This is a genomic window from Pseudomonas sp. Arb-4-2C, assembly GCF_055755015.1.
On the sequence record NZ_CM146899.1, the window covers coordinates 918244 to 940965 of the forward strand.

The 22722-nt window shown below is 61.2% G+C and carries 27 protein-coding genes; all 27 read left to right on the forward strand.

Going from position 1 to position 22722, the window contains the following annotated elements:
* Nucleotides 1-149 precede the first annotated feature (149 nt).
* The 27 genes from AC0J41_RS04050 (at nucleotide 150) to AC0J41_RS04180 (ending at nucleotide 22712) form a co-directional block, all read left to right on the forward strand.
* Nucleotides 150-731 (forward strand): phage tail assembly protein, encoded by a 582-nt coding sequence (locus AC0J41_RS04050; protein ID WP_473014628.1) that lies wholly within the window; start codon nucleotides 150-152, stop codon nucleotides 729-731.
* Between the two features lie 128 nt (nucleotides 732-859).
* Entirely contained in the window at nucleotides 860-3286 is a 2427-nt protein-coding gene (locus tag AC0J41_RS04055) for a phage tail tape measure protein (protein WP_473014629.1), read from the forward strand.
* The gene (locus AC0J41_RS04060; protein WP_025110847.1) at nucleotides 3283-3666 is read left to right on the forward strand and encodes a phage tail protein; all 384 of its coding nucleotides are present in this window, start codon (nucleotides 3283-3285) and stop codon (nucleotides 3664-3666) included. Before AC0J41_RS04055 ends, AC0J41_RS04060 begins: the two co-directional genes overlap by 4 nt.
* Entirely contained in the window at nucleotides 3659-3871 is a 213-nt protein-coding gene (locus AC0J41_RS04065; RefSeq protein ID WP_025110846.1) for a tail protein X, read from the forward strand. The genes AC0J41_RS04060 and AC0J41_RS04065 overlap by 8 nt, the downstream gene beginning before the upstream one ends.
* 9 nt (nucleotides 3872-3880) lie before the next feature.
* The gene (locus tag AC0J41_RS04070; protein WP_473014631.1) at nucleotides 3881-4909 is read left to right on the forward strand and encodes a phage late control D family protein; all 1029 of its coding nucleotides are present in this window, start codon (nucleotides 3881-3883) and stop codon (nucleotides 4907-4909) included.
* Between the two features lie 169 nt (nucleotides 4910-5078).
* Nucleotides 5079-5663: a phage tail terminator protein gene (locus tag AC0J41_RS04075; RefSeq protein WP_025110844.1), complete on the forward strand. Its 585-nt coding sequence runs from the start codon at nucleotides 5079-5081 to the stop codon at nucleotides 5661-5663.
* Nucleotides 5660-5842: a DUF2635 domain-containing protein gene (locus tag AC0J41_RS04080; RefSeq protein WP_003222219.1), complete on the forward strand. Its 183-nt coding sequence runs from the start codon at nucleotides 5660-5662 to the stop codon at nucleotides 5840-5842. The genes AC0J41_RS04075 and AC0J41_RS04080 overlap by 4 nt, the downstream gene beginning before the upstream one ends.
* Nucleotides 5842-7338, forward strand: coding sequence for a phage tail sheath subtilisin-like domain-containing protein (locus AC0J41_RS04085; protein ID WP_473014632.1), 1497 nt, complete (start codon nucleotides 5842-5844; stop codon nucleotides 7336-7338). Before AC0J41_RS04080 ends, AC0J41_RS04085 begins: the two co-directional genes overlap by 1 nt.
* Before the next feature lie 67 nt (nucleotides 7339-7405).
* Nucleotides 7406-7753 carry a phage tail tube protein gene (locus AC0J41_RS04090; RefSeq protein ID WP_007964335.1) on the forward strand — a complete coding sequence of 116 codons (348 nt, stop codon included), beginning with the start codon at nucleotides 7406-7408 and terminating at the stop codon, nucleotides 7751-7753.
* Nucleotides 7750-8046, forward strand: coding sequence for a phage tail assembly protein (locus AC0J41_RS04095; RefSeq protein ID WP_003222226.1), 297 nt, complete (start codon nucleotides 7750-7752; stop codon nucleotides 8044-8046). Before AC0J41_RS04090 ends, AC0J41_RS04095 begins: the two co-directional genes overlap by 4 nt.
* Before the next feature lie 130 nt (nucleotides 8047-8176).
* Nucleotides 8177-10051 carry a phage tail tape measure protein gene (locus AC0J41_RS04100; protein ID WP_473014633.1) on the forward strand — a complete coding sequence of 625 codons (1875 nt, stop codon included), beginning with the start codon at nucleotides 8177-8179 and terminating at the stop codon, nucleotides 10049-10051.
* A complete protein-coding gene (locus AC0J41_RS04105; RefSeq protein WP_025110840.1) occupies nucleotides 10038-11273 on the forward strand; it encodes a DNA circularization protein in 1236 nt (411 codons plus the stop codon). The genes AC0J41_RS04100 and AC0J41_RS04105 overlap by 14 nt, the downstream gene beginning before the upstream one ends.
* Nucleotides 11274-11276: 3 nt before the next feature.
* Nucleotides 11277-12320 (forward strand): phage baseplate assembly protein, encoded by a 1044-nt coding sequence (locus AC0J41_RS04110; protein WP_025110839.1) that lies wholly within the window; start codon nucleotides 11277-11279, stop codon nucleotides 12318-12320.
* A 143-nt stretch (nucleotides 12321-12463) separates the two neighbouring features.
* Nucleotides 12464-12973 (forward strand): phage baseplate assembly protein V, encoded by a 510-nt coding sequence (locus AC0J41_RS04115; RefSeq protein ID WP_025110838.1) that lies wholly within the window; start codon nucleotides 12464-12466, stop codon nucleotides 12971-12973.
* The gene (locus AC0J41_RS04120) at nucleotides 12973-13371 is read left to right on the forward strand and encodes a phage GP46 family protein (RefSeq protein ID WP_473014634.1); all 399 of its coding nucleotides are present in this window, start codon (nucleotides 12973-12975) and stop codon (nucleotides 13369-13371) included. Before AC0J41_RS04115 ends, AC0J41_RS04120 begins: the two co-directional genes overlap by 1 nt.
* Nucleotides 13361-14407, forward strand: coding sequence for a baseplate J/gp47 family protein (locus AC0J41_RS04125; protein ID WP_025110836.1), 1047 nt, complete (start codon nucleotides 13361-13363; stop codon nucleotides 14405-14407). Before AC0J41_RS04120 ends, AC0J41_RS04125 begins: the two co-directional genes overlap by 11 nt.
* Nucleotides 14395-14994: a YmfQ family protein gene (locus tag AC0J41_RS04130; RefSeq protein ID WP_025110835.1), complete on the forward strand. Its 600-nt coding sequence runs from the start codon at nucleotides 14395-14397 to the stop codon at nucleotides 14992-14994. The genes AC0J41_RS04125 and AC0J41_RS04130 overlap by 13 nt, the downstream gene beginning before the upstream one ends.
* Nucleotides 14995-15008: 14 nt before the next feature.
* Nucleotides 15009-16160, forward strand: a complete 1152-nt coding sequence (locus AC0J41_RS04135; RefSeq protein ID WP_025110834.1) for a hypothetical protein — start codon at nucleotides 15009-15011, stop codon at nucleotides 16158-16160.
* A complete protein-coding gene (locus tag AC0J41_RS04140) occupies nucleotides 16157-16672 on the forward strand; it encodes a hypothetical protein (RefSeq protein ID WP_025110833.1) in 516 nt (171 codons plus the stop codon). Before AC0J41_RS04135 ends, AC0J41_RS04140 begins: the two co-directional genes overlap by 4 nt.
* A 138-nt stretch (nucleotides 16673-16810) precedes the next feature.
* On the forward strand, nucleotides 16811-17851 hold the full coding sequence (locus AC0J41_RS04145; protein WP_473014635.1) for a phage tail protein: 1041 nt from the start codon (nucleotides 16811-16813) through the stop codon (nucleotides 17849-17851).
* A gap of 43 nt (nucleotides 17852-17894) precedes the next feature.
* Nucleotides 17895-18470, forward strand: a complete 576-nt coding sequence (locus tag AC0J41_RS04150) for a tail fiber assembly protein (protein WP_473014637.1) — start codon at nucleotides 17895-17897, stop codon at nucleotides 18468-18470.
* Nucleotides 18471-18551: 81 nt separating this feature from the next.
* Nucleotides 18552-19475 carry a glycine-rich domain-containing protein gene (locus tag AC0J41_RS04155; protein ID WP_473014638.1) on the forward strand — a complete coding sequence of 308 codons (924 nt, stop codon included), beginning with the start codon at nucleotides 18552-18554 and terminating at the stop codon, nucleotides 19473-19475.
* Nucleotides 19475-19948, forward strand: coding sequence for a phage tail assembly chaperone (locus AC0J41_RS04160; protein ID WP_473014640.1), 474 nt, complete (start codon nucleotides 19475-19477; stop codon nucleotides 19946-19948). The genes AC0J41_RS04155 and AC0J41_RS04160 overlap by 1 nt, the downstream gene beginning before the upstream one ends.
* Entirely contained in the window at nucleotides 19948-20835 is an 888-nt protein-coding gene (locus tag AC0J41_RS04165) for a gp53-like domain-containing protein (RefSeq protein ID WP_473014641.1), read from the forward strand. Before AC0J41_RS04160 ends, AC0J41_RS04165 begins: the two co-directional genes overlap by 1 nt.
* Nucleotides 20836-21282 (forward strand): tail fiber assembly protein, encoded by a 447-nt coding sequence (locus tag AC0J41_RS04170; protein ID WP_025110827.1) that lies wholly within the window; start codon nucleotides 20836-20838, stop codon nucleotides 21280-21282.
* Nucleotides 21283-21300: 18 nt separating this feature from the next.
* Complete coding sequence (locus tag AC0J41_RS04175; RefSeq protein WP_473014642.1) at nucleotides 21301-22458, forward strand: glycine-rich domain-containing protein; 1158 nt, start codon at nucleotides 21301-21303, stop codon at nucleotides 22456-22458.
* Nucleotides 22458-22712 (forward strand): hypothetical protein, encoded by a 255-nt coding sequence (locus tag AC0J41_RS04180; RefSeq protein ID WP_025110825.1) that lies wholly within the window; start codon nucleotides 22458-22460, stop codon nucleotides 22710-22712. The genes AC0J41_RS04175 and AC0J41_RS04180 overlap by 1 nt, the downstream gene beginning before the upstream one ends.
* The last annotated feature ends 10 nt before the right edge of the window (nucleotides 22713-22722 follow it).

A 22722-nucleotide genomic window follows, 5' to 3' on the forward strand; every position in this document is an offset into this window, starting at 1 on the left:
TTACACCACACAACCTCTGTAGGAGCGAGCCTGCTCGCGATGACGCCAGCACATTCAACATCGATGTGACTGCAAGACCGCTATCGCGAGCAGGCTCACTCCTACAAGGGACTGCAACACCCCCTCAAGAATCACCAAGGAATTCATACATGTCGTGGATGCCACCCAAGCATGACCTGCTGTCGCCGATCACCGGCGACGACGGCGCGCAGATCGAGCAGATCCAGCTCAAGCCATTGTTCTACGCCGCGCAGAAAGAAGCGCTGGAACGCGCTGGCGATGATGAAGACGATCAGTTCTTCGAACTGGCGCTGCTCGCCACCGGCCTGTCGATCAAGGAACTCGACCAGCTCAAACGCCCGGACTACGTGAGCATCGCCCAGTACGTTCACGAGATGTCGACCCGTCCGGCGGCGTACTTTCTGGAGCAGGTCGAGGGCGCGGAAAAATCCGCCGATCCCGACGAAGTACAACTGCTGCAACCGCTTGCCGTGACCGGCCGCACGGTGACCTCGCTGTCGCTGGAAATGCCTGCACTGCGCGCCACCAAAGTGATGAAGAAACTGAAAACGGCCAAGGAACGCGCCGAATTCATCACCGCCCATTGCACCGGTCTGATGATTCCCGATCTGGCCCAGCTCAGCGTCCCTGACTGGACGCAATTGCAGGTGCGCATCGACGATTTTTTAAACCAGCCGGCGGCCTACTTTCGGAACGCGACATCGAAGTAATCCTCGATATCGTCCCGCTCATTTACCCGGTAAGTGAGGCGGAGATTCTGGAATGGGACGCCGAAAAGGCGTTGCGCCGCTACGACATAGCGATCACTCGCCTTGGCGTGAAACAGGAGTAGAGCGGCATGGCAGACACAAAGTATTCGCCAATGCTGGCCACCATCAATGGCAGCGTCGGGGTCAGCGACACTGGCCTGGCAAATGAGCGGTCAGTCACCGATGCGCTCGCCAAACCGCTGGCGGATCTGAAGTTGGTGATCGTGACCGCAAGCCAGGACATCCGGTTGCTGATCAAGGAGCAAATCAAGCTCCGGGAAGTCATGGCCGCGCTGCAATCGCTGTCGAAGATCAGTGCAGCAGCACCCGCGACCGCGAGTGCACCGAAGTCAAAGCTGACGGCGGAGATCGAGCAGCGTCCCCCCCCGGCATCCATGCAGCCCTCCATTGCACTCATGACGGCAATGGACAAGCTGAAACGACTGCCGGGGATGGACAGCGATCTCAGCAGCATGGCGATTGCCAACCTGAAAATGGCCAGTGATCCGGCGGTGGCCGGCAGTGGTGCGACTGCGGTGAATCTGGCCGAAGTTGAACACGCAGCGGGCAGGTCCGGTGTGGGTGCCAATCTCACTGGGGATGCCAAGGAAAAAGAACTGCTGGATTTCGGCGGTGATGCCGCAGCGAATGCGACGGCGTTTGGCATTGAACTGAAAGCGGCTGGAGAAATGCTGGCCGTCTGGCGAACCTCGCTCAAGCTCGATCGGACGCAAAGTCAGGGTCTGGCCGATGCCAGCGTTCACCTTGAGAAAAATTCGCTTAAAGCGACGGCAGCCGACATCGGCTCAGTGGTACAAAATTCCGGCGAGGCAGGTGTAGCGGCGGGGATTGCCCCCGAGCAACTCGCCGCCTTGGCGGCTGCCTTGCTCAACGCCGATGTGGACAAGTCTGGCGCTGCTGCCTCGGTGAAGAGCATCAGTGCGGCGCTGGTCAAAGGTGCCAAAGGCTCAGCTGCCGAACGTACGGCCTGGGCAACACTTGGACTTCAGCCAGACCAACTCACAGATGACGTACCGAAAACGATCTCCGTCGCCCTCGAGGCGCTGAAGAAACAGCCGGCGAGCCAGCAATCTGCGCTTATCAAGACGTTGTTCAGCGGTGACCAGGGCGTCAGCAAACTGTTGGAAAAACCGCAAGACGTCGAAAAGACCTTTGCTCTGCTGACAGCGAAAAAACCGCTCGATCCACAGACCGAGCTGCTGAAGAGGTTGTCCAGCGGTGGCGACGGCTTGCATCGATTGATGGCAAAACCTGCCGAGACACCATTCTTGCCGGTCCCACTTGTGGGGCCGAGTCAGAGTCTGGAGCCGCAATACAAAGGTGCGGTGCAAAGGATCGCTGATCCGGCAGGGGGCAGCCCGCAACAAAGCTGGAACGCACTCGACGCGAGTATCAATCGATTGCTGACAGCGGCAGCGCCGGATGCGCAACGGGTGGATTCGATCACCACGGGTGTGAACTGGATGGCGGAAAAAGCCGAGGCGAATCCGAAAATTGCCACCGGTTTGGGGGTTGCTGCGGTTGGGCTTACGGCGATTTTGGCGGTGGTGCTTGGAAAGGTCTTCGACCGTTTCACCGACAAGCTATTACAGAGCGCTGCATCCAGATTGCCCTACGGCGACTGGATAGCCAAAGTTGAGCGCCCCGAAGAGAAGGAAGCCAGCGCCAAAGAATCAACGACGCCCACCGACCACAACTCGGGTGGATCCGGAAAGGATAAACCCAAGGGGGGCTCGTTGCGGCCCCGTCAGGCAAAAAACCGGCCTCGCTACAGAAAAAAAAGCAAAGTTGGCGGCAAACCGCTGAGAGATCCCAGAGACTTTGTTGCGCCCAGCTCCGACGTCGTGGAGCAGCCATTACTTGGCGGTGGGGAATGGCCCGCGAGCATGACGGCGTTCGCCGGCTCATCGGGCGCCAGTCCGATGCGTGCGGCACCGTTGTCCGGTACCTACGCCAAGGCTGGCGCATTGCTTGCCAAAAAAGCGCCGCCGCTGCGTCTGCTCAGCGCGGGTTATGAGTTGGTCAATGGCGTCATGCACGGAGACACCCGCTCAGTGGTGTCATCCGGCGCCTCGTTGGCCGGGTCTTCAGCGGGAGCCGCTGTTGGCGCCGCGCTCGGCACGCTGATTCTGCCGGGTGTGGGCACGGCGATTGGTGGGTGGCTCGGAAGCATGGCAGGGGGAGCCATTGGTGAATCGCTGGGCGACAAATTAGGCAATCAAGTCGATCGCCTTGGCTCTCCTGCACAGGTCAGTAAAGAACTGATCGCAACCTCTGCAACCTCTGCGATCCCGGCGGCGCCGGCAGTCGAAAATGCCGGTCAGCCTGTCACATTCAACTCCACCATTCACATCAATGGTCAGGACCAGACCAGCGCCCAGGCGCTGGCCAATCTGGTGGTGCAGACGACCATGGGGCAATTGGCCCAGATCATGCCGACCAACCCCCTCGCCATCCGCCGTGACGCAGCCCTGACCGATGGAGTCGCCACATGAAACAGCAAATGGCACTGGGCAGTTTCATCTTCGGCCTCTCGCGCAACTTCGCGTACAGCACGCTGGCGCGAAAGTCCGACGGGGGCTGGACCGACATACAGATCCTGACCAGCAAACCCAAGTCCAGTCAGACCGGGCAAAAAGCGGAAACGCTGACCATCAGCGGCACCTCGATGTATGCCGTGGCCATGGATCGACTCGATGAGTTACGCGCACTTCAGGCACTGCGGGTGCCGCTGCCGTTGATTGACGGCATCGGTCGCAACTGGGGCCTGTGGCGGATCAACAGCATCGACGAAAACCAGAGTGAGGTCATCGATGACGGCACCGCGATGGTGATCAAGTGGGTGGTCGGACTAACGGAGTTCAACAATGCGTAAGGTACGAAGCGTGGCTGGCGATTCGGTGAATCTGCTGCTCTACCGCGAAACCGGTCGCAGTGATGACGCCGCCGAAGAGGCGCTGTGGAAACTCAACCCGACCCTCGCCGAACAGGGGCCAGTGCTGCCCGCCGGGGTCTGGGTCGTACTGCCGGAACTCGATTTGAAACCGGCCACGATCAAGCCGCTGACGGCCTGGGATTAAGGAGGACGCATGGCACTGGGTTTTACCCCGGCGATAAGAATCTACGGAGCCCATTCGGCCCTGCTCAATCAACGCCTGATCAGTTGGGAGCACATCGATGCTGCCGGTTTCGAGTCCGATCAGTTGACCCTGACGATTGATCTCGAAGGCCTCGAGGGGCTGCCGAACCTGGGCGGGAAAATCGGCCTGGAGGTCGGTTATCTGGAATCGGGACTGGTCGACAAGGGCCAGTTCAAAGTGACGCGCCTGACGCCGACGCTGTTCCCGTTCCGCCTGACCCTGGTGGCCACTGCGGCGCCGTTCAGCAAGGATGATGAGACGGGCTTCAAGCAACGCCGCACCGCCAGTCATGGCCCGACCACATTGGGTGCGCTGTTTCACGAACTGGTATCGCTCCATGGCTTCTCACCGCGCGTCGCTCCCGAGGTGGCGATGATCAGGATCGAGCACATCGACCAGTCCAACGAGACTGACATGAGCTTTCTGACGCGCCTGGCGAAAAAGTACAACGCGGTGACCAAACCCTATGACAACGTGTACGTGCTGGCCCGTCCCGGCCAGACCAAGTCGTTGTCGGGCCAGGTGCTGGCGGACGTGACGTTATCGGTGACCAGTAACAATCGCCCCGGCGATCACGCGTTCATCAGCGCCACGCTGGAGGAGTCTGCCCGCGAGCAGACCAAGGGTTGCAAGACCTGTTTCTGGGATGGCGCCGCGGGTGTGTTGCGCTGGATCGAAACGGGGCTTGCACCGTTCAAGACCCTGCGCCAGAAGCAACCCAACGAAGCCGATGCCATCGCCGTCGGCGAGGGCGAAGTGCGCAAGATGCTGCGCCAGAAGTACAAGGTGAAGATCACCTGTCCCGGCGATCCGCGACTGTCGGCCGAAGGCCTGGTGCGGCTCGATGAGACCTGGCCGGACTTCATGCGCGGACGCTGGTCGATCGACAAGGTCACGGCCAGTGGCAATCGCGAGAACAGCTATCGCTGTGTGATCGATGCATCGTGCCTCGACCCCAAGGCTGAAGCCGGGGACTGATTCCCTCTTTCTCAGAGCGACACAAATCCCTGTGGCAGCGGGCTTGCTCGCGAAAGTGCCGGCACATTCAACATTGATGGCGACTGATACAGCGCCTTCGCGAGCAAGCCCGCTCCCACAGTGGATCTGCGGTGTTTTCCTCAATTTCACTCAACTCTGGAACACCACCATGAAGATCACCCCGATCCTCACGCAACTGCGTGCGCAATGCCCTGGCCTTGCCAATCACATTGCGGTGGGTGTCGATCTGGCTTTGCTGCAAGGCAACGCCGATCTGCCGACACCTTCGGCCCATGTCCTGCCACTGGCCGATCCGGCCAGTAACGGCACCGCGCAAAACCTCACCTCGCAACCGATCCGCGACCGCTTCGAAATCGTCCTCGCACTTGACGCCAGCGACGGCACAAAAGCGCTGGATCTGTTGCACGACCTGCGCGCCGAATTGTGGCGCGCGCTGGTGGGGTTCAAACCGGGCACCGACTACAGCGCCATCGTTTATGACGGCGGCGAGATGGTCTCGATCAACAGCAGCCGCGCCTTCTACCGGCTGCGCTTTTTTGCCGAGTTCCAGCTCGGCCGCAATCTGCCGAGTCAGCCTGCGGAGAGTTGGCACGAACGTGAACTGGACGGTTTGTCGTCCTTTACCGGGGTCACCGTGCGGGTCGATGCGATCGACCCGGCCGACCCCAATCTGAAACACCCGGGCCCTGACGGGCGCGTGGAACTGACTTTCTCTGGAGACGTAACCCCATGAGCAATCGCATCACCGTACTGCCGGCCGCTGGCCGTGCCGTGCCTGACCCGGAGGCGGGCGATCTGCTGCCCCTCGAAGGCCGTGAAGTGCTGGACAGCGCCTGGTGGCGCCGGCGTCTGGCCGACGGCGATATCACACTCAAAACCGCAAAAGCGGCTAAACCACAGGGAGCCAAATAATGGCGATCGGATTCAGCAACATCCCCGCGGACATTCGTGTACCGCTGTTCTATGCCGAAATGGACAACTCGGCCGCCAATAGCGCGAGCTCGACCCTGCGTCGTTTGATCGTCGCTCAGGTCAACGACAACATCGCGCCGACCGAAGTCGGCAAACTGGTGTTGGTCTCCAGCGTTGCGCTGGCCAAAAGCATCGGTGGTCAGGGCTCGATGCTCGCCTCGATGTACGAGACCTTCCGCAAGGCCGACCCGATCGGCGAGATCTGGTGCCTGCCGCTGCACAACGCTGAAGGCGCGATCGCCAAAGGCGTGCTGACCCTGACCGGCACCGCGACCCAGGCGGGCGTGCTCAACCTGTACGTCGGTGGTGTGCGTGTGCAGGCCTCCGTGGTCAACGGTGCCACCGCAGCGCAAGCGGCCACTGCACTGGCGCAGAAGATCAACGCCACGGCCGATCTGCCGGTGAGCGCTGCCGCTGCCGAAGGTGTGGTCACCCTGAATGCCAAATGGACCGGCGACAGCGGTAACGACATCAGCCTGCAGTTCAATCGCCTGGGCAAGAGCAACGGCGAAGAAACTCCGGCCGGCCTGACCACCGCCATCACCGCCATGACCGGCGGCGCCGGTGTGCCGGACCAGGTGGCGGCGGTTGCCGCACTGGGCGACGAGCCGTTCGAGTTCATCGCACTGCCATGGTCGGATCTGTCGACCCTCAACACCTGGCAAGCGGTCATGGATGACAGCACCGGTCGCTGGTCGTGGGCCAAGCAACTGTTCGGCCACGTCTACAGCGCCAAGCGCGGCACCGTCGGCACGCTGGTCGCCGCAGGCCAGGCGCGCAACGACCATCACATGACCATTCAGGCGCTGGAGCCAGGCGTACCGCAACCGTTCTGGGTACAAGCGGCAGCACTGGCTGCGCGAACCGCGGTGTTCATCTCCGCCGATGCCAGCCGTCCGACCCAAAGCGGCAGCCTGCCGGGCGTTGACCCTGCACCGGCGAGTGAGCGTTTCACCCTGACCGAGCGTCAGTCGCTGCTCAACTACGGCATCGCCACTGCCTACTACGAAGGCGGTTACGTGCGCATCCAGCGTTCGATCACCACCTACCAGAAGAACGCTTACGGTCAGGCCGACAATTCCTACCTGGACAGCGAAACCATGCACCAGTCGGCGTTCATCGTGCGCCGCCTGCAGAGCGTGATCACCAGCAAGTACGGTCGCCACAAACTGGCCTCCGACGGCACCCGTTTCGGCGCCGGCCAGCCGATCGTCACCCCGGCGACCATACGCGGCGAGTTGATCGCGCAGTACGCCAAGCTGGAACTGGAAGGCCACGTGGAGAACGCCGAGCTGTTCGCCGAGCACCTGATCGTCGAGCGCGACGTGCAGGACCCGAGCCGCGTGAACGTGCTGTTCCCGCCGGATTACATCAACGGTCTGCGCGTGTTCGCACTGCTCAACCAATTCCGTCTGCAATACGACGACGCGGCCTGATCGCCGCGTTTGACCGTAAGCATTCAGCCCACCTCGCGTGGGCTTTTTATTTGAAGGGAGTAACACCATGGGTCAAGTGATTGCAGGCACCTGCTACGTCAAAGTGGACGGTGCACAACTGACTATCAACGGCGGCTGCGAAGCCCCGCTGATGGCCGTCAAACGCGAAACCGTCGTACCGGGTTTCTACAAGGAAACCGACGTCGCGCCGTCGTTCAAAGTGACCGCGCTGCACACCGCCGACTTCCCGTTGAAGAAGCTGATCGAAGGCACCGACATCACCGTCACCTGCGAATTCAGCAACGGCAAAGTCTACGTGCTGGCCGGTGCCTATCTGGTCGAAGAGCCGGTTTCCAAGGGCGATGACGCCACCATCGAACTGAAGTTCGAAGGCATCAAGGGGACCTGGCAATGAGCGGCGCCGTGAAGCTTCAGGTTGCGATCGAAGCTCACGGCGAGCCTTTGACCGAACTCGTCCTGCGCCGTCCGACGGTGCAGGAGGTGCGAGCGATCAAGGCGCTGCCGTACAAGATCGACAAGAGCGAAGAAGTCAGCCTCGACATGGATGTGGCGGCCAAATACATCGCCGTGTGTGCCGGCATTCCGCCGTCGTCGGTCAACCAGCTCGATCTGGCTGACCTCAATGCGCTGAGCTGGGCCGTTGCGAGTTTTTTCATGAGTGCGGCGTCGGAGCCATCACCGACCTGATCGCAGTCGCCTATGACCTGGCCTGGTTCTGGAAGGTTGACCCCGAACAGATGATGGCCAGGCCACTGGATGTGCTCCGCGAATCGCTGGAGCACGCGCAACGGATCAATGCGATGCAGCAGGTGCAGTGATGGCGAATACAAATTTGAGCCTGATCCCGCAGAACTTTCCCGTCACGGTCAACATGCTCGTGGTGCTCAAGGGCGCCGAGAAGATGGAGACCGAGATGAAGGGGCTGCGCGGCAAGGTCGCAGCATTCAAGAAAAGCATGGAAGACAGCGGCCTCGAGCCGCTGGACGTGGCCGGCTTCATTGCCGAAGGTGGTCTGCTCAAGCCGTTTCAGGACGGCATCAAAAAGGCCATCGAAGCGCAGGATGCGCTGGCGAAGAAAGCCAGGGCACTCAAAGGCCTGAAAGTGCCCAAGGTGGTGCAGGGGGAAACCTCGGCCAACCTGGCAAAATTCAACGAAGCGCTGGACAAGATCTCGCTGAATATCGGCCAAGCGCTGCTGCCGGCGGTCAACAGTATCGTCACTGCGCTGACGCCGGTGATCACGTCGATTGGCCAGTTCGTGGCCAACAATCCTTATCTGGTCGAAGGGCTGGCGGCCGCTGCCGTGGCGTTCACGGTGGTGACGGTCGGGGCGATGGGGCTGGTGGCTGTGCTGGGGATTCTGACTTCACCCATTGGCCTGATTGCCGCCGCCATCGCCGGGGCCGTTGCGCTCATCGTGATTGGTGCGCGGTTGATCACCAATAACTGGGCGTCGATTTCCGGGTTCTTCGGCGGGATGTGGGACTACGTCGCGGCGGCGTTCAACGCCGGCGTGGCGAAGACCGGGCAGGCGATCGACTCGATGGGCGCGTGGATCAGCAAAAAGTGGGGAGAGATCCGCGCGGACTTTTATGCTGGAGTCGATAGCGTCGGCAAGTACTACGACGACTTGGTGGCGAAGGCGCAAGCGGGTATCGCCAAGCTCAAGGCAATGTTTGATTTCTCACCGAGTGAGGTGTGGGACAAGGCACTGGCGAAGGCCAGCAGCGTCGTCAGTGATTTCTTCGCCAGCACGATGGCGGAAGCACAAGTGGGGATCGACAAGCTCAAGGCGAAGTTCGATTTCTCACCGCGTGAGGTGTGGAACAAGGCGCTGGCGAAGGCCAGCAGTGTCGTCAGTGATTTCTTCGCTGGCGCACAGGCCAAAGCGTCTGCCGGGCTGGACGCGCTCAAGGCGCAGTTCAGTTGGTCGCCGACGCAGGCGATCGCGGGTGCCTGGGGCACGGTGAGCAACGTGTTCAGCGATCTGCTGGGCGGTGTTGCCGGCAAGGCTGCGGCGCAGTGGGAGCAGGTCAAATCGATCTTCACCCAATCGCCTGTGGCGATGATTGAAAGTACCTGGCAACCCGTGGCCGGGGTTTTCTCGGCACTCGGGGATGTCCTGCGGGCGTCGATGGCAGCGCTGCAAGACAACCTGCGCAGCGTGTTCGACGTATTGCCGGTGGAATCGGCAACGGCGGCCTGGAACGGCGTAACGGGATACTTTTCCGGCTTGTGGGCATCGTTGACCACGGATGCACAAACGGTAAAAGGCGTGTTTGGCGATCTGTTCAGCCAGTCACCGCTGGAGTCGATCCAGCAGAAATGGCAGCCGGTGCTGACCTGGTTCAGTGACATGTGGACCAAGTTGCAAGGCATCTTCGGGCAGGTCAAAGAACTGCTCGGCGGCAACTTCACAGGTATCTTCGCAACCCTTGCCGGCACCAGCACAACGGCACCTGCGGGCGGCGCAGCGTTGCACAGCACGCTGCCGCAAACCTCCAGCGCGCTGATCCAGCAAAGCGCCGCCAACAATCGTACGCAACTCGAAGGCGGCCTGACGGTGAGCTTCGTCAATGCACCGCCCGGGATGCGCACCGATCAACCGCAAAGCAATCAACCGGGCCTGGCGTTGTCATCGCGCATCGGCTATCGCTCGCTGTCGGCAGGAGGTTCCAATGAACTGGCGTGACCGTTTGTTGCCGGCATCGTTTCGCGGTGTCGGTTTCTGGATCGATCAGGCGAAAACCCCGGTCGGTCGCAAAGGTCAGTTGCACGAATATCCGCAACGTGACCTGCCGTATTTCGAGGACCTCGGCCAGCAGGCCAAGACCCACGACCTGACGGCTTTCATCATCGGCGCCGATTGTCTAGAGCAGCGCGACAAGCTGCTCAAGGCGTTGGAGCAGGGCAGTGGCGAGTTGGTGCACCCTTGGCTGGGACGCCTGCAAGTCAAGGTCGGTGAGTGCGACATGACCCACACCCGCCAGGACGGCGGGTTGGTGACGTTCAGTCTGAAGTTTTATCCCGATCAGCCGTTGCCGTTCCCGACTGCCACCGTCAGCACGCAGAAAGTCTTGCTGGTCAAGGCTGACACGCTGCTGGGTTCAGCGGTGGCGCGCTTCGAACAGGCGATGACGCTGATCAAGGCTGCGCGGATCGGCATCGCCAATCTGCGCAACAGCCTGACTGGCGTTTATGAGGTGATCAAAGAGCAGCTCAAACCGCTGATCGAGCAATACCGGCAGATCACCGAACTGGTCAAAGCCGTCAAGGAATTGCCCAAGGAAGTGGCGGCGGAGTTCAAAGGCTTGCTCGGCGATATCAAGGAGCTCAAGGCGTTCGCGAAGGAGGGCTACCGTGGCGTGATTGCCGACGTGTCCCAACAACTCGAAGCCATTCGCAAGGCTGATGCGCCGAAGATCACCACCGGCAAGGACACCAACGCCGCGGCGCAAGCCATGGCCGATCTGGTGCAGGACACGATGCTGGTCAAAGTGGCGCAGTGGGTGGCGTCGATGCCGGTGGCGACCCCCGCGGTGAAACTGTCGTCGACACCTTCGGTGGCTCATCAGGCGGATCAACCCGTGACCCGTCAGGAAGTACCGGTGACCGATGAAATGAAAGCGCTGCAGAAGGCGGTCGGGGTGGCTATTGATCCGATGCTGGACAAGGCCGATCCCAAGCACCACCAGGCGATCAACGATGTGAAGGAAGCGCTGCTTGCGCATCTCAAGGCAGTGGCGTCATCCGGTGTGCGACAGGTCACTAAATCGTTCCAGGAAAGCCTGCCGGCGCTGGTTGTGGCCTACAAGCAATTTGCCGACGCCACACGGGTGACTCAAGTGACTCAGAGCAACGCGATGAACCATCCGGGCTTTTCCCCCAACGACGTGAAAGTGTCCAGGGAGTGAGCCATGAGCGAGATGGATAACCGCGTCACGTTGACCGTCAACAACATGGAATACGGTGGCTGGAAAAGCGTGGAAATCACGGCTGATCTGGAGCGCCAGTTCCGCACTTTCAAACTGGATATCACCTGGCAGTGGCCGGGGCAGACGGTGGACCAGCGGATCAAGCCGGGTGACCCCTGTGAAGTGAAAATCGGCCAGGACCTGGTGCTCACCGGCTACGTGTTCAAGGCCCCGATCAGCTACGACGGACGCCAGATCAGCCTGAGTATCGAAGGCAGTTCCAAGACCCAGGACCTGGTCGATTGCGCGGCCACCAACCGGCCCAATCAATGGCAGGAGCAACCGTTGCTGAGCATCGTTCAGGCGCTGGCCATGGAATACTCGTTGATGGTGGTCAATGAAATTCCCGAGACTGCGCGGCTCGCCAAGCACACCATTGTGCCCGGCGAAACGGTGTTCCAGTCGATCGACCGGTTGCTCTCGCTGTTCCGGGTGTTTTCCACCGATGACGCGCAGGGCCGGCTGGTGCTGGCCAAGCCTGGCAGCGGTGGCCGGGCCAGCGATGCGCTGGAGCTGGGCAAGAATATCCTGTCGGCCAACGCCGCCATGGATCAGAGCCAGGTGTTCTCCGAATACCGGGTGATCGGCCAGCAGAAAGGTTCGGACAAAAAGAGCGGGGCGGCGGTCAGCGAGGTTGAATCCAGCGCGACCGACCTCAGCTTCAAGCGTCGACGCACCACCATCATCAACGAGGGCACCGCGCTGACGTTCGAACTGGCCCAGCAACGCGCCCAGTGGGAGAGCGCCACCCGTATGGGGCGGGCGCAGACCACCACGTATCAGGTGCAGGGCTGGCGCCAGGCCAACGGCGACCTGTGGCGGCACAACACGCTGGTCAAGGTCACGGATCCGGTGCTTGGGTTTGATGGCGACATGCTGATCTCCAAGGTCACTTATTCGCTATCGGCACAAGGCTCGGTAACCACGCTGCAAGTGGCGCCGCCGCATACCTTCGATCCTGATCCCACACCCCCGAAAAAAACCTGAGCCTGACACCGAACCCCTGTAGGCGCGGGCTTGCTCGCGAAAGCGTCGGCAGCTCCAACACCTCATTGACTGACCCACCGCTTTCGCGAGCAAGCCCGCTCCCACATTTTGTCGGTGTCGGGTCTGCTCCTTGAGGACACCCCATGAGCCTACTGACACGCCTGCTGGCGCGCGGCACTGTCGTGCTCGCCAACTCGGCTTCCAAGCTGCAATCGCTGCAAATGCGCCTCACCGCCGGCGAAGTGAACGACGACATGGAGCATTTCGAACCCTACGGTTTCACCAGCAACCCGCTGGCCGGCGCCGAGGGCATCGTCACTTTTCTCGGTGGCGATCGTTCCCACGCCATCGCCCTGGTGGTCGCCGACCGTCGTTATCGCTTGCAGTCGCTGGCCGCCGGTGAAGTGGCGATCTACACCGACGAGGGCGACAAAATTCACTTCAAGCGCGGGCGGATCATCGACATCGAAACCGCCACGCTGAACATCCGCGCCAGTACCGCGGTGAACTTCGACACGCCGGTGATCAACCAGACCGGCAAGATCGTCTCCACCGGCGATCAGCTCGCCGGTGGCATCAGTCAGATCAAACACGTGCATGTCGGCGTGCAGGCCGGCAGCGGCCAGACCGGTGCGCCGGCAGGAGGCAAATGATGTTCATCAGCCAGAACCTCCACGCCGCACTGACCCGCGCCGTGCTCATCAGCCTGTTTACCTGGCGACGCGCCGCCGATGACGACGCTCTCGACGACGAGGAGCGCTTCGGCTGGTGGGGCGACACTTTTCCCACCGTTGCCGACGACCGCATCGGCTCGCGGCTGTGGCTGCTGCGCCGGGTCAAGCTGACCCGACAGACCCAGATGGACGCCGAGTTCTACGCCCGCGAAGCCCTGCAATGGCTGATCGACGACGGCCACTGCAGCGCCATCGACATCATCAGCGAACGCCTCGACGCCCAGCGTCTGAACCTGCGCACGGTCCTGACCCTGGCTGACGGCGAACGTCTGGACATCAACCCCGATAACAGTTGGCAGGTGAACTATGCCGTTTGAAACCCCTTCGCTGCCGGTGCTGATCAAGCGCACCCAAAGCGACCTGGCCGGCGATTCGCTGCGCCAGTCCGATGCGCAAGTGCTGGCCCGCACCCTCGGTGGCGCCGCTTATGGCCTGTACGGTTATCTCGACTGGATTGCCGAGCAGATTCTGCCGGACAAGGCCGACGAGTCGACCCTGGAACGCATCGCCGCCCTGCGCCTGAACCAGCCACGCAAACCGGCGCAAGTCGCCACCGGCAGCGTCAGTTTTACCGCCACCGCCGGTGCGGTGCTCGACGTCGATACGCTGCTGCAAGCGAGCGATGGCCGCACCTACAAAGTCACCGCCGCGCGCACCACCGTCAATGGCAGCAACACCACCACCCTCGCCGCGCTGGATGCCGGCAGCCTGGGTAATGCCGACGCCGGTCTGGCGCTGACCCCGGTGCAGCCGATTACCGGTGTGGTCGGCAACAGTTTTGTGGTGCTGGCGCCGGGCCTCAGCGGCGGCGTGGCGCGGGAAAGCCTGGAGTCGCTGCGCTCGCGGGTGATCCGTTCCTATCGCGTGATCCCGCACGGCGGTTCGTCCAGCGACTACGAGACCTGGGCGCTGGAAGTGCCGGGCGTGACGCGCGCCTGGTGCCGAGGCGGCCTGCTCGGGCCGGGCACGGTGACGGTGTTCATCATGCGTGACGAAGACCCGCAACCGGTGCCCAACGATGAGCAACTGGCGGAAGTTCAGGACTACATCGAACCGTTGCGCCCGGTGACGGCGGAAGTGCATGTGCAGCGACCGATTCAAGTGCCGGTGGTGTATCGCTTCAAGAGCGTCAATCCGGACACCAGCGCCGTGCGCGCTGCGGTTGAAGCGCAACTGCGCGACCTGCACAACCGCGAGGCCGATCTGGGCGTGCCGTTGCTGATCAGCCATATCCGCGAAGCCATCAGCAGCGCCGGCGGTGAGTACGACCACACGCTGACCGCGCCGGCCGCTGACGTGCCTGCCGGGCAAAGCGAACTGCTCACCTTCGGAGGTTGCGTATGGGGGGCATAAGAACCGCCGCGCAATACCAGGCGCAGTTGCGCGCGCTGCTGCCCAGCGGCCCGGCGTGGGATCCGGAGCGCGTCCCGGAACTTGAGGAAGTGCTGCAAGGCGTTGCTGTCGAACTGGCACGCCTCGACGCCCGTGCCGCCGACCTGCTCAACGAGATGGACCCGGCGGGCGTCAGCGAACTGGTGCCGGACTGGGAACGGGTGATGGAGCTGCCCGACCCGTGTCTGGGCGCTACACCGCTGTTCGACGATCGCCGCCTCGCCGTGCGCCGGCGCTTGCTGGCGGTCGGTAGCCAGGCGATCGGCTACTACCTCGACATCGCCAAAAGCCAGGGCTACCCCAACGCCACGATCACCGAGCACGAAGCCCCGCGCATGGGCCGCTCGCGCTTCGGCGCGGCGCACTGGGGCACCTGGGAAGCGCAGTTCATGTGGACGCTCAACACCGGCGGCCGACTGCTGCTCGGTCGGCGCTACGGTGCGAGTTATTGGGGTGAGCGCTTTGGCGTGAATCCGGGCTCGGCACTTGAGTGCCTGATCCACCGCAGTGCGCCGGCGCATACCAAGGTGCACATCAACTATGACTAGGGAGGAATGACGGGATGGATTATCCGAACAGTGTGCCCAGCGCCGGTCTGGTGAATGGGAAGTTTGTCGATGAAAACCCTATGACCGGCACGCCCGGATCGCTGATTCCGGCAGATTGGGGCAACGGTGTTACGCAGGAAATCATCAACGTGATCAATGCCGGGGGGCTGACGCCGGACGAGAAGAAATACGATCAGTTGCTGCAGGCGATTCAGAGCGTTTCGGCCAAGGGCTGGAATCTGGATTCGGCGTTGCCGATCAGCTCTTTGCCGACCGCGACGGTGGCGACGCCGGACGGTCGCCTGGCGATCACTCCGGCAGCGGTTTCCACGGGTGGCGGGCGGGTATCGATACCGGCGGGTGTGCTGATCAGTCTTGGACAGGAGGTGGTGGCCGGGCAGTTGGGGCGTGCGCGTACGTTCACCACCCAGGTCTGGAGCAGCCCCGATCTGCTACCAAGTTCCGGTTACTTTTTGCGGGCGCAAGTCATCGGTGGCGTGCTGACTTTTTACATGCAGCGCGGCACGGTCTATGACGCGACCCCGGAAGGATTGAAGGGCACGGTCAATGGTGCGGCGGGTGGCGGCTTCCAGTCGACGCCACTGGACCTTTGCCTGGCGTGGGTCGTCACGGCGGGGCCGGGTTCGATACCCACTGTCAGAGCCATCTACAACCGCAGCCGGTTGTCGTGGACGCAAACGGTCAATGGCAATGGTGTGGTTTATCTGCCACTTGATCCGCATGCCCGTGCGGCGCGGCTGGTGGTGGGTAACCCGACGCCGCATCCGACCGGGATTACCAGCGTGAACTTTGCACCGACCGGATGGTTGGGGGGTAACTACTGCTACCTGAACCCGACGGTCGGTACGTCCAACAACTGGGATGGCTGGGCAACGCCGGGTGGCGCGGCGCTGATTTTTTCCAGCAACGTGGTCAGCGATACAACGGTGTCGACATTGACCGCCAGCTTCGATCACAACGAATTGCGCTCGCTGTGGCAGGCCTATCAGGCCGAACACACTTGGGGCGCAGGCACTGCCGCCAGTGACGAATTGCTGTTCAGCATGGGGCTCAAAAGTGTCGGTCCGGCCGATTATGCCAATGGCATCGCGGTCAACTTCGCTGCGGCGGTGAACGTGAATTTTTCCTGGGAGTTGATCCGATGATCATCATTCAAGAGCTGCATCAGTTCGAGGAAGGCTTGCGTCCGGCCCAGCCGTCCAGTGCCCATGATTGGGATGGAGAAAAATGGCAGCTGAATGCCTCCAGAGTCGCTGAACTGGAACTGCAGGAAGCCGAGCAGCTGTGTTCCAAAGTCGACGCGGCGGCTGACAGTGCACGCGCCGCTTTGGCCGGCGACCCGCTCAAAGCCATGGAGTATGCGCAGGCCGCTGCCGACGCGCAGGCTTATCAGGACGCCGGTTACCCGAAAAAGGAAGTGCCGTTGTCAGTCGCAGCGTGGGTGGTCAAAGGTCGTACGGCCAAGCAGGCTGCCGAGCAGATCCTGAGCAAGGCCGATCAGCTCACCGACCATCTGCTGACCCTGCGCACCTTGCGCCTGAAGGCCAAGTACCAGATCCGCGCGCACGCCGCCAAAGGCAATCTCGATCTGGCGCGCAGTGCCGGGGATGAAGCGTTGGCGGCGATTCGCGAAGTGCTCGGCAGCCAAAACCTCTAGATCGCGAATCTTTGCTCCGCATCACCCAGGCCCACTTCAATGTGGGCTTTTTATTTTCAGAAAACATACCGCGATCGGGCTCTCAGTAGTGAGCCTGACGACGCGGTTCATTTGTTATTTCAGAGGAACGAAAGACCTATGGATTATCCAAAAAGCGTCCCCAGCGTCGGTCTGGTCGATGGCCGCTTCGTCGATGAGAACCCGGTGGCGGGTACGCCGGGCTCGTTGATTCCGGCGGTGTGGGGCAACAGCGTGACCGAAGAGCTGTTGTCCGTGATCAAGGCGGCCGGAATAACCCCGGCTGAAGGGACCAACACTCAGTTGCTCTCAGCCTTGCAAAAACTCCTGAGCCTGGCCAGTCCGATGTCATCGCGGGTCACTGAAGTGTCGACTTCAAAGGTGCTGGCGCCGGAGGAAGCCGGGCTGGTGCTGATCAGCGCCAGTGCAGCGGATACCACGATCAATCTGCCGGCGGTCAGTACGTTGTCCGGCATTCGCGACTTCATCGTTCGCCGCGTCGATAACAGTAGCAAGCGGCTGGTCGTGCAGGCTTCGGGCAATGACCGGATCAGGTTTCACACGCACTTGTCGGCCAACGGTTATCCGTTCCTGGCGCTGATAGGGGCAGGGGACTGGTGGCACCTGCGCAGCGACGGCACAGGCAACTGGTGGCCGGTCGGTCGGTTCGATGCAACGCCTTTGGGCAGGATCGTCTTTGAAACCTCGACGGCCTCGAATCCCGGTGGCTATGGCGCGCTGGATGGCAGAGAAATGTTGCGCGCCGAATGGCCCTGGCTCTGGGACCACGCTGTTCAGTCCGGCATGTTGCGCGCAGAGGCTGCTCGCGCTGGCGGCTGGAGCAGCGGTGACGGGATCAAGACATTCCGAGGCCCGGAGGTCCGTGGCGAATTTATCCGGGTGCTCGATGAGCAACGCAACATCGACACCGGGCGGGTCGCCGGCTCCTGGCAGACCGGCACCAACATCACCGGGGATAACGGCAGTGCCCCAGCGGTTCAGGGGATTGGCGATCTGGCGACGGTCGGCGTCGATCCGACCTCGTTTGCCGGTCTTGCCTATTGGTCGAGTGCGGCGTTTGCCGACAATCTGGTCAGTGGCTACTGGGGCATGACGCGTCCGCGAAACGTTGCCTATCCCGCCCGCATGAAACTCATCTGATGCCGGTTTCCCGGTCGCCTTCACCATCAAAAGGAAGCGAACAATGCCTTATTACTATGTAGATGAAATGACCCAGGAAATTGCGGGGCCGTTCGAGCCTATGGTCATTCCCGGGATAGGCGCTCAAATACCGAGCAACGCAATCGAACTCCCTGAACAGTCGCTGCCCGTCGAGGCCGGTCATGCGTGGGTGTGGCGCGATGGACAGGCGGTACAGCTGCTCGATATGCGTGGCCTGGTGTATCGCAAAGACAACGGCTTGCCTTTCCATTGGAACGAGTTCGGCACGCTGCCTGATGACCTGACCGTCAAGCCTCGCCCCAACTACTGCTTCTGGAAGGATGATGATTGGGTGCTGGATGTCGAAGCCGAACGTGCGGGCCAGGCTGCCGAGGCGGATGTCGCGCGCGATAATCACCTGCGCACCGTGGTGATTCGTGTCGCGCCGCTGCAATACGCTTACGAGTTGGGCGAGGCGACCAGTGAACAACTGAGCGCATTGCAAGCCTGGAAGCGTTACGCATTGAACCTTGCGCGGATCGAACTGCAACCGGGCTACCCAGCGATCATCGAATGGCCGGCTGCGCCTGCCCAAAGCGTTGTTACGCCAGCGCTATAACTCGCAATTTCACTGAAACGTTACAGACGGCGTCGTGCTGTCGGCGTTCGGCTGTCTGTAAAAACTGTAGAAGGTTATGACGTGGATTATCCAAAAAGTATTCCCGGCGTCGGCCTGGTCAACGGCGGTTTCGTCGATGAAAACCCGCTCGCCGGTTCCCCGGGATCGTTGATCCCCGCCGCGTGGGGCAACAGCGTCACGCAGGAAATTCTCAACGCGATCAAGGCTGCCGGGCTGACGCCTGATGAGGCCAGGACGGATCAGTTGGCAACGGCCATCGGTGCGCTGGTCGACTTCAGCAAACTGAAAAACACCCCGACTACCTTGGCCGGCTACGGCATCACCGATGCGGTGGGCCGATTGCTGGCGGTGCGGCAGATCGAGACGGTCGGGATCACGGTTTACAAGCCTAATCCCAGGGCCAAACGGATTCGCGTGCGGCTGGTGGGGGCGGGTGGTTCCGGTGGTGGCTGTGGGCCGGTGGCGGCAGGTAATCAAATCCTTGGCGGCGGTGGCGGTTCAGGTGCTTACGCAGAAAGCCTGTATGACGTCACTGCACAAATGCTCGCCGGCGTGCCGGTTTCGCTGGGCGCCGGTGGTGCCGTCAGCAACACCACGGGCCTGGCGGGTGGTGGTGCTTCGTTTGGCGCCTACATGAGTGTTTCGGGAGGCGGTGGCGGGCAGAAACTGGCGATCGTGGTCACCGGTACTTCGTCCGGTTTTATCCAGGGTGGCGTAGGCGGAGCGATTACCGGCGGCAATTTGTGCAGCGCCCGCGGTATCACGGGTGGGTTCGGGATGAGCAACGCCAATTGGGGATTGCTCTCAGGTTGCGGGGCTCCGAGCCCCTTCGACGGCGGGGCATCCTTTACCGGATCCAACACGGCCGGCAACGCCGGCATCCGTGGCTCGGGTGGCAGCGGCTCATGCTCGGTCAACGCTTCGGCGTCAGTCGTCAGCGGTGCTGGCGGTGATGCTTTCTGTGAAATCTGGGAGTACGAGTAATGGCCCGTTATGCACGAGTGGAAAACGGTGTCGCGGTCGAGGTGATCGACACCGGCGACTACGCGATCACCCAACTGTTTGCTCCCGCTTTCGTCGAGACGATGGTGCAGGTGCCGGGCGACATGCAGATCGAAATCGGCGCGCCCATCGGTGAACTGCGCCAAGAGATTGCGCCGTTGCCAGCCATGGAAAGTCCGGCCGTTACCCCTGAAACCGTTGTCGCGGAACAAGAGCCTCTGGCGGCCGCGCGCACTTGGCGCCAGTCCAGCCTGGCGGCCACCGAATGGTGGGTGACACGGCATCGCGATGAGCAGGAACTGGGACGCGGGACGACGCTCAAGGCTGCGCAGTATCTGGAACTGCTGGAGTACCGTCAGGCGCTGCGCGACTGGCCTGAATCAAGTCATTTTCCTTCGACAGTTTCCCGACCCTCGACCCCGTCATGGCTCGCTTTCAGAGCAGGAGAAAAGTAATGGATTATCCCAATAGTGTTCCCAGCGCTGGTCTGGTGAACGGAAAGTTTGTTGATGAAGACCCGATCAAAGGCTCGCCGGGCTCTTTGATCCCTGCCAGTTGGGGTAACGGTGTTACCCAGGAAATCCTTGAGGTGGTGCGGGCCGGAGGGCTGACGCCAAGTGAGGCGTCGAATACTCAACTGCTCGGCGCTCTGCGCAGCAACCAATTGTTCCAGACGGCTGCACCATTCGATGCCAGCCGGTCGGCGGCAACGTCTGAGTTTGTCCAGCGCGCACTGGGCAATTATGCCGGGGCGCGTGGTGTGTCTGCCGCGACGCAACTGACGGCAGCGGATGTGGGCTGGGTGATTGGTCTGGGGGGGAACTCGGCGTACACCGTAACCTTGCCGGATATCACCAAGGTCCCTAACGGCGCAACGATCGGCTTTCACTGTCGCAGTAATGCCGTGATCACCGTCGCTTGCATGAGTGGCACACAAATCAGCCCGCAAGGCGCCTATTTGACCTCGATTGTGATGAACAGCGGCGAGAGTGCCAACGTTGTCAAAGATAACGGCATCTGGACGGTTCATGGCACGGCCAGTCTGAAATATGCCGCGCTGTTTTCCGGACTGGTGAGCAACCCCGGATATCAGAAACACGCCAGCGGCAATATCGATCAGTGGGGCTCGGGAATATCGAATGCCGAGGGCAATGTGTACGTGACATTTCCGATCCCGTTTCCAAGGGGCTATTTCTCGCTGGTGGCAACCCATTCGGGAGGCGATGCGGCGATGGTTGCTGTGATCGCATACAACCAGCAGGGCTGCACGCTGAGAATTCGCAATGCTGCCGCTCAAGTGAACGCAGGTTGGTCTGTGAACTATTTTGCAAAGGGGTATTGAATGAACCCGTTCAATGTTTTGTTCAGCGCCAGCACTCGGAGCGCGTATGTGCCGGGTATCAACTCGACGGATATTCCCGACGACGTTATTGAAATTCCTCAGGGCTATTGGATCTCGCTGCTGCAGCAATTGGCGGTCACTCCAAAAATGATTGGCGTGAGTGCCGATAACGGCTACCCGATTCTGGTCGATCCACCGCCACCCTCGCCGGCTGAGGCCGCTGATGCCGAGCGCTTCTGGCGCACGGCGCAACTGGCAGCCACTGATGGTCTGGTGGCCCGTGACCGCGATGAGCTGGAGGACGGCGGCGGTACCACGCTGACTACCGAGCAATACGCGCAATTGCAAACCTATCGCCGTGAGTTGCGTGACTGGCCGCAAGGCTCCTTCTTTCCGCTCAGCGAGCATCGGCCGGTAGCGCCGCAGTGGTTGGCTGCTGCGCTCTAAGCCTTCAAGGATGTTGAAATGGATTACCCAAAAAGTGTTCCCAGCGTCGGGCTGGTGAATGGCAAGTTCGTCAATGAAGATGTTGTTGCTGGGTTGCCGGGATCGTTGATCCCGGCAACTTGGGGCAACAGCGTTACCGATGAACTGTTGAATGTCGTCAGGTCCGCTGGTTTCGAACCGAGTGAAGACGATACAACTCAACTTCTACGAGCCGTTAAAAAACTCAGTCAGGCAGGTGAAGATAAACATGCCGCAGATATCGGCGCAGCCAATCTTTACATGGCCAACTATGTGCCTGCCATCTCAACGCTAAAGGATGGATTGGCATTGCGCTTTACTGCCGGTAACGCCAATAACGGAGCCAGTACCTTTGCACCGAACGGGTTGTTACCCAAGCCGCTTTTGAGTCTGGGACTGAGTGCGTTGCGGCCTGCCGAGATTGTTGGTGGCAGCGTGTGTTCGGTGGTGTACAGCGCCGCACTGGACAGTTGGGTGCTGGTGTATGCGAGCGGCGGCAATGCTGCGAGTGGCCGGCTGCTTGAGGTGAAAACATTTACCGCATCTGGAACCTATGTGCCAACGGTCGGGATGAAAAATGTGCTGGTCAAGGTGGTGGGCGGTGGTGGTGGCAGCGCAGGCGTTGGCGCAACCAGCGGCACTCAATATGGCGTTTGTGGTGGCGGCTCTTCCGGGAGTTATGCGCAGGCATGGCTGGATGCGAAGACGCTTGGCAGCAGCCAAGTTGTCACCGTCGGTGCCGCAGGGGCGGCAGGCGCTCCAGCGAGCGCTGGAGGAACCGGTGGAACGAGCTCGTTTGGCGCCGTCGTGACGGCTCCGGGAGGCGGGGGATCGCGGTGGATCGAGCTGGTTGCACCGAACGGTAATGGCCTTTACGCAGGCGGTTCACCAGGTGTTGTCGCTTCTGGAGGAAATATCGTCAATTTTGCTGGTACTTCCGGTTCCCCCGGGATCTCGATAGCCGGGCCTACGCTCGCCGGACATGGCGCCAGTTCGCCTTTAGGGGCGGGGGGAACAGGGAACAGCTTTGGTGGCCCTGCCAGCATCGGATCCGGATACGGTTCTGGTGGCGGCGGAGTCGCCAATGCTCCAAACCAACCCGGACGGTCAGGCTCAGCCGGTGCACCCGGTGCAGTGATCGTCTACGAGTACGCCTGATGAAAACCTACGCACGCATCGTCAATAACACGGTGGTCGAGTTGTTCTCCACCGAAGGCAATATGGCCGAGATGTTTCACCCGGACCTGCTCTGGGTCGATATCACCGACATTACCCCGACACCGCAAATCGATTGGACAGCCAACTTCGGTACCCTCGGCTGGGTATTCGTATCAACTGAGGAAAAGGTCCCTGACAGCACCCTGACAACTCTGGCAAAAAAATGGCTGGGGGGCGTTGTCCGCCAACCATGATTCAATCGCA